Here is a 7,412-nt window from a genome sequence, read left to right as displayed (position 1 = left end):
AAACCAAACCCCATGGTGCCGAGGCCACCGGAGTTGATCCAGCGACGCGGTTTGTCGAAAGGATAATAAAGTGCGGCGAACATCTGGTGCTGCCCGACGTCGGACGTAACGTAAGCATCCCCCTTCGTCAGTCGCCAGAGCGTCTCTATCACCGCCTGCGGTTTAATCTTTTCGCTCTGAGTGTCGTATTTCAGGCACTGGCGAGCGCGCCACTGTTCAATTTTCTGCCACCAGTCGCGGATCTCATCCAACGGTTGGTGAGCCGTTTCTTGTGCCAGCAACTCCAGCATTTGATCCAACACCAGCCGCGCATCGCCAACGATCGGGATGTCGGCGGTCACGGTTTTTGAGATAGAGGTTGGATCAATATCAATATGTAACACCGTCGCATTCGGGCAGTACTTTGCCAGATTGTTAGTAGTGCGATCGTCAAAGCGTACACCAACCGCAAAAATGACATCGGCATTATGCATTGTCATATTGGCTTCGTAAGTGCCGTGCATTCCCAACATTCCCAGCGCCTGACGATGCGTTGCCGGAAACGCGCCTAATCCCATTAATGACGAGACGACAGGAAGATTAAGTTGCTCAATAATCTGTTTGAGTTGTTGATGGCAAGCCGCAGTCACTGCGCCACCGCCTACGTAAACGACCGGTTTTTTCGCCGCAGCCAGCGTTTGTAGTGCACGTTTAATCTGCCCTTTATGACCCAACGTTGTCGGGTTATACGAGCGCATACTGACCGATTCCGGCCAGACGTAAGGTAATTTGTTCGCCGGATTAAGAATATCTTTCGGTAAATCAACCACCACCGGACCAGGACGCCCGCTTGCCGCCAGCCAGAAAGCCTTTTTCAGCACCTGCGGAATGTCTTCCGTTTGCTTAACCAGAAAACTGTGTTTAACCACCGGCCGGGAAATTCCCACCATGTCACACTCCTGAAAGGCATCGTAACCTATCAACGAGGTTGCCACCTGCCCGGAAAGGATAACCAGCGGAATGGAGTCCATATAGGCGGTGGCGATACCGGTAATTGCGTTGGTGGCTCCAGGACCCGATGTCACCAGCACAACGCCCACTTCTCCGGTCGCCCGCGCCAGGCCATCGGCCATATGTACCGCTGCCTGCTCATGACGAACTAATACGTGATCAATACCGCCCACGGTATGCAATGCATCGTAAATATCAAGGACCGCGCCTCCGGGATAACCGAATACTTGCTTAACGCCCTGATCGATAAGCGATCGGACGACCATCTCGGCTCCAGACAACATCTCCATGGCTTGCCTCACTATTTGGCGGAAAAAATGTGTAAAACACATTAACCGTCCGATCTTGCTTAAGCAATTGACAAGCAGAGTCACAAGCGTGAAGAAATAAGAATAAACAGGAGGAAAGGAGAAAATAAACGATAAAATAATCCAGAATGGCGGACAGAATTGATAATAAATCGGTCAAATTCGACCAGTTACAGCAATTTCTCTATTTTTTCATTATTTCTAAAATCAGGGCAAACACGTATTCAGAATAAAATTCTACATTTAATAAAAAATGCAGAATAAACCAGAATTACGCGCCTGATTTATTCTGCCTTTGTTTAACGTTTACAAATAGAGACTAATTGCTCTTCCATCCATTGATGGCCTTTATCACGCCCGGCAGCCTCATGCCAGGAGAGGTAACAGGTTCTGCTATTTTGTTTTAATGGCAGCGGTAATACCTGTAACTCTAAGGACTCAGCGAACTCTTCAGCCAGCCAACGCGGCGCAATAGCAACCAGATGCGTTTGCGACACCACGCTAAGAACGCTCATCATTGCCATGCCCTGATACGCGATACTGGCTTGCTTATCTACCGTGTCATACCACGGTTGACTAAATGACGCGAAACGATCAAGCGAAACCGCCGCATGTTGTTCGTTATAAACGTCATGTTTCAGTAATGGGCCTTTAATAGTCGGATGGTTCTTGCTGGCTACCAGCACCATTTCATCTTTAAATAATGGCACACTGGTAAATTCAGGACGATGGAAGTCTTCATAACTAATAACAAACTCCGTTTCCTGATAACGTAGCTGATGTTCGGTGTTCTGATTTAATGAAGACTTGAATATCACATGAATATTTGGCGCGATTTGCTCAATGTGATTATAAATCTGCGAGGTAAGAATGCTATCTAACGGGCTGCAAACGCAAAGATGGAATACACGTTCGCTGCTGGCCGGCTCAAAACCTGAACCTGGTAATTCGTTTTGCACTAATTGCAGCGCCTGACGCACAGAGCCAAAAAGTTGAAAAGCGCGGGCAGTCGGTTGGATACCACGCCCATAACGAACAAAAAGCTCGTCATTAAACATCACCTTCAGGCGTGCAACAGCGTTACTGACCGCAGGTTGCGACATGCCCAGAACATGCGCGGCACGGGTAATGTTCTGCTCCTGCATCACGGCATCGAAAACGGTTAATAAGTTTAGATCGACCATGCGTAGCTGTGGCTTACTTAACTCCGCAATTTCTGGATGATCTGTTTTTACCTCTGACATAGTTAACTCCACTGTCACACTTAACTCCCTTTCCCTTATTGGAATGCAGAGAAATAATCCTGAAAAATATGATTTACCATGCATATAAAATAAGAAAAAGAAAAATGCGTAAAATTAGGAAAACATAAAGATACGGGTTCTGATAAAAACAGAATCCATTGCCGTACGAAGAGTCATTCACCACAGCATAATAATCCATAATGTTTTTGTTGCGAAAACAATCTAATCATAAGTTCCGCGAATACTCAATCATCCAAAAAATGGATTAAACGTGCGCATTTAATAATTAATTTATATATTTGATGCATTAATTCTTAACATTAATCGATCAATAATATTCATAAAATCAATATCAAAACATTCACTCAAAATATAATTCAATACAAATCATCAGGATAGATAGGGTAAAGAATAAATTTCCTCCTTCTTACCTCATTGATTAAATGCCATAAATTATTCTGAAGTATGTCCACCAATGAAAGGTATGTGTTGTTAAGCAGAAATTAATATCGACTGTTTTAACCCGCGCAGCACAATTAGCTAATTCAACTCATGCAGAACTCACGCTGACGGGACGTTTTTGTTGCGTCAGGGTTGACATCCGTTTTTGTATCCAGTAACTCTAAAAGCATATCGCATTCATCTGGAGCTGATTTAATGACTCACATCGTTCGCTTTATCGGTCTACTACTAAACGCATCTTCTTTGCGCGGTAGACGAGTGAGCGGCATTCAGCATTAAGCCAGCACGCAGTCAAACAAAAAACCCGCGCCATTGCGCGGGTTTTTTTATGCCCGAAGCGAGGCGCTCTAAAAGAGATAAGGACCCAAACCATGAGCCAGCAAGTCATTATTTTCGATACCACATTGCGCGACGGTGAACAGGCGTTACAGGCAAGCTTGAGTGTGAAAGAAAAACTGCAAATTGCGCTGGGTCTTGAGCGTATGGGGGTTGACGTGATGGAAGTTGGTTTCCCCGTCTCTTCGCCGGGCGATTTTGAATCGGTGCAAACCATCGCCCGCCAGATCAAAAATAGCCGCGTATGTGCGTTAGCCCGCTGCGTGGAAAAAGATATCGACGTGGCGGCCGAATCCCTGAAAGTCGCCGAAGCCTTCCGTATTCATACCTTTATTGCTACCTCCCCAATGCACATCGCCACCAAGCTGCGCAGCACACTGGATGAGGTGATCGAACGCGCTATTTATATGGTGAAACGCGCACGCAATTACACCGATGATGTTGAATTTTCTTGCGAAGATGCCGGGCGTACACCGATTGCCGACCTGGCGCGAGTGGTCGAAGCGGCAATTAACGCCGGCGCCACCACCATCAACATTCCGGATACCGTGGGCTACACCATGCCGTTTGAGTTCGCCGGAATCATCAGCGGCCTGTATGAACGTGTACCGAACATCGATAAAGCCATTATTTCCGTGCATACCCACGACGACTTAGGCCTGGCGGTCGGCAACTCACTGGCGGCGGTACATGCCGGAGCGCGGCAGGTAGAAGGCGCGATGAACGGGATCGGCGAGCGTGCCGGTAACTGTTCGCTGGAAGAAGTGATCATGGCGATTAAGGTACGTAAGGATATTCTCAACGTCCACACCGCCATTAATCACCAGGAAATATGGCGCACCAGCCAGCTAGTTAGCCAGATTTGTAATATGCCGATCCCGGCAAACAAAGCCATTGTCGGCAGCGGTGCGTTCGCACACTCCTCAGGTATTCACCAGGATGGTGTGCTGAAAAACCGCGAAAACTACGAAATCATGACACCAGAATCTATTGGTCTGAACCAAATCCAGTTGAATTTGACCTCTCGTTCCGGTCGTGCGGCGGTGAAACACCGCATGGATGAGATGGGATATAAAGAAAGTGAATATAATTTAGACAACCTGTACGACGCGTTCCTGAAACTGGCAGATAAGAAAGGTCAGGTGTTTGATTACGACCTGGAGGCGCTGGCCTTCATCGGTAAACAGCAAGAAGAACCGGAGCATTTCCGTCTGGATTACTTCAGCGTGCAGTCTGGCTCTAACGATATCGCCACCGCCGCCGTCAAACTGGTCTGTGGCGAGGAAGTAAAAGCGGAAGCCGCCAACGGCAACGGCCCGGTCGATGCCGTCTACCAGGCAATTAACCGCATCACTGACTACAACGTCGAACTGGTGAAATACAGCCTGACCGCCAAAGGTCACGGTAAAGATGCGCTGGGTCAGGTGGATATTGTCGCCAACTACAATGGTCGCCGCTTCCACGGCGTCGGCCTGGCCACTGATATTGTCGAGTCATCCGCCAAAGCGATGGTACACGTGCTGAACAATATCTGGCGCGCCGCAGAAGTCGAAAAAGAGTTGCAACGCAAAGCTCAACACAACGAAAACAACAAGGAAACCGTGTGATGTCGAAGAATTATCATATTGCCGTATTGCCCGGAGATGGGATCGGGCCGGAAGTGATGACCCAGGCGCTGAAAGTGCTGGACGCCGTGCGCAACCGCTTTGCGATGCGCATCACCACCAGCCATTACGATGTAGGCGGCGCAGCCATTGATAACCACGGGCAACCACTGCCGCCTGCGACGGTTGAAGGTTGTGAGCAAGCCGATGCTGTGCTGTTTGGCTCAGTTGGTGGCCCGAAGTGGGAACATTTACCACCAGACCAGCAACCGGAACGCGGCGCGCTGTTGCCTTTGCGTAAGCACTTCAAATTATTCAGCAACCTGCGTCCGGCAAAACTGTATCAGGGACTGGAAGCGTTCTGCCCGCTGCGAGCAGACATTGCCGCTAACGGCTTCGACATCCTGTGCGTGCGCGAACTGACCGGCGGCATCTATTTCGGTCAGCCCAAAGGCCGCGAAGGTAGCGGACAATATGAAAAAGCGTTTGATACCGAGGTGTATCACCGTTTTGAGATCGAACGTATCGCTCGCATCGCGTTTGAATCTGCCCGCAAGCGTCGCCACAAAGTGACGTCGATCGATAAAGCCAACGTGCTGCAATCCTCTATTTTATGGCGGGAGATCGTTAACGAGATCGCCATTGAATATCCGGATGTCGAACTGGCGCATATGTACATCGACAATGCCACCATGCAGCTGATTAAAGATCCATCGCAGTTTGACGTTCTGCTGTGCTCCAACCTGTTTGGCGACATTCTTTCTGATGAGTGCGCGATGATCACTGGCTCGATGGGGATGTTGCCTTCCGCCAGCCTGAACGAACAAGGTTTTGGACTGTATGAACCGGCGGGCGGCTCGGCACCAGATATCGCAGGCAAAAATATCGCCAACCCGATTGCGCAAATTCTGTCACTGGCGCTGCTGCTGCGCTACAGCCTGGATGCCGATGATGCGGCTTCCGCCATTGAACGCGCCATTAACCGCGCATTAGAAGAAGGCATTCGCACCGGGGATTTAGCCCGTGGCGCTGCCGCCGTTAGTACCGATGAAATGGGCGATATCATTGCCCGCTATGTGGCTGAAGGGGTGTAATCATGGCTAAGACGTTATACGAAAAATTGTTCGACGCTCACGTAGTCTACGAAGCTGAAAACGAAACCCCGCTGTTATATATCGACCGCCATCTGGTACATGAAGTGACCTCACCGCAGGCGTTCGATGGCCTGCGCGCCCACGGTCGCCCGGTGCGTCAGCCAGGTAAAACCTTCGCCACCATGGATCACAACGTCTCTACCCAGACCAAAGACATTAATGCCTGCGGTGAAATGGCGCGCATCCAGATGCAGGAACTGATCAAAAACTGCAAAGAGTTTGGCGTTGAGCTGTATGACCTGAATCACCCGTATCAGGGGATCGTCCACGTGATGGGGCCAGAACAGGGTGTCACCTTGCCGGGGATGACCATTGTTTGCGGTGACTCACATACCGCCACTCACGGCGCGTTTGGCGCACTGGCGTTTGGTATCGGTACTTCCGAAGTTGAACACGTACTGGCAACGCAAACCCTGAAACAGGGTCGTGCGAAGACCATGAAAATTGAAGTCCAGGGCAAAGCTGCGCCTGGCATTACCGCGAAAGATATCGTGCTGGCGATCATCGGTAAAACCGGCAGCGCAGGCGGCACCGGGCATGTGGTGGAGTTTTGCGGCGAAGCAATCCGTGATTTAAGCATGGAAGGCCGCATGACTCTGTGCAATATGGCAATCGAAATGGGTGCGAAAGCTGGTCTGGTTGCGCCGGACGAAACCACCTTTAACTATGTCAAAGGCCGTCTTCATGCGCCGAAAGGCAAAGATTTCGACGACGCCGTCGCCTACTGGAAAACCCTGCAAACCGACGAAGGCGCAACTTTCGATACCGTTGTTACTTTACAGGCAGAAGAGATCGCCCCGCAGGTGACCTGGGGAACTAACCCAGGACAGGTGATCTCCGTTAACGAGAATATCCCTGATCCCGTTTCGTTTGCCGATCCGGTTGAACGCGCGTCGGCAGAAAAAGCGTTGGCCTATATGGGGCTGAAACCGGGTATTCCGCTGACCGAAGTGGCTATCGACAAAGTGTTTATCGGCTCCTGTACCAACTCACGTATTGAAGATTTACGCGCGGCGGCGGAAATCGCCAAAGGCCGGAAAGTCGCGCCAGGCGTACAGGCACTGGTGGTTCCCGGCTCCGGTCCGGTAAAAGCCCAGGCAGAAGCAGAAGGTCTGGACAAAATCTTTATTGAAGCCGGTTTTGAATGGCGCTTGCCTGGCTGCTCAATGTGTCTGGCGATGAACAACGACCGTCTGAATCCGGGCGAGCGTTGTGCCTCTACCAGCAACCGTAACTTTGAAGGCCGCCAGGGGCGCGGCGGGCGCACGCATCTGGTCAGCCCGGCAATGGCGGGCGCCCCCGGCGCGACCGGGG

The 7,412-nt window shown here is 50.4% G+C and carries 6 protein-coding genes; 4 read left to right on the top strand and 2 right to left on the bottom strand.

Annotation, left to right across the window (positions count from 1 at the left end; all coding sequences use genetic code 11):
• Both ilvB and leuO read right to left on the bottom strand, forming a co-directional pair.
• A partial coding sequence (gene ilvB / locus EQY_RS0103515) for a biosynthetic-type acetolactate synthase large subunit (protein WP_024212384.1) occupies positions 1-1,280 on the bottom strand: 1,280 nt, incomplete at its 3' end.
• A gap of 317 nt (positions 1,281-1,597) precedes the next feature.
• Positions 1,598-2,542, bottom strand: coding sequence for a transcriptional regulator LeuO (leuO, locus tag EQY_RS0103510; protein ID WP_010345415.1), 945 nt, complete (start codon positions 2,540-2,542; stop codon positions 1,598-1,600).
• Between the two features lie 657 nt (positions 2,543-3,199).
• Here leuO and leuL point away from each other — a divergent pair.
• From leuL to leuC, 4 genes are all read left to right on the top strand, one after another.
• Positions 3,200-3,283 (top strand): leu operon leader peptide, encoded by an 84-nt coding sequence (gene leuL / locus EQY_RS0103505; protein ID WP_011378540.1) that lies wholly within the window; start codon positions 3,200-3,202, stop codon positions 3,281-3,283.
• A 92-nt stretch (positions 3,284-3,375) separates the two neighbouring features.
• A complete protein-coding gene (gene leuA / locus EQY_RS0103500; protein ID WP_000082869.1) occupies positions 3,376-4,947 on the top strand; it encodes a 2-isopropylmalate synthase in 1,572 nt (523 codons plus the stop codon).
• Positions 4,947-6,038 carry a 3-isopropylmalate dehydrogenase gene (gene leuB, locus EQY_RS0103495; protein ID WP_000042349.1) on the top strand — a complete coding sequence of 364 codons (1,092 nt, stop codon included), beginning with the start codon at positions 4,947-4,949 and terminating at the stop codon, positions 6,036-6,038. Before leuA ends, leuB begins: the two co-directional genes overlap by 1 nt.
• A gap of 2 nt (positions 6,039-6,040) precedes the next feature.
• Positions 6,041-7,412, top strand: a 1,372-nt coding sequence (gene leuC, locus EQY_RS0103490; protein ID WP_001140646.1) for a 3-isopropylmalate dehydratase large subunit, incomplete at its 3' end; no start/stop codon positions are given.

The sequence above is a fragment of the Escherichia sp. TW14182 genome (assembly GCF_000208525.1).
GTDB classification, from domain to species: Bacteria; Pseudomonadota; Gammaproteobacteria; order Enterobacterales; family Enterobacteriaceae; genus Escherichia; species Escherichia ruysiae.
Note: the sequence above shows the minus strand (reverse complement) of the source record. Positions and strands in the feature narration are given on the sequence as shown.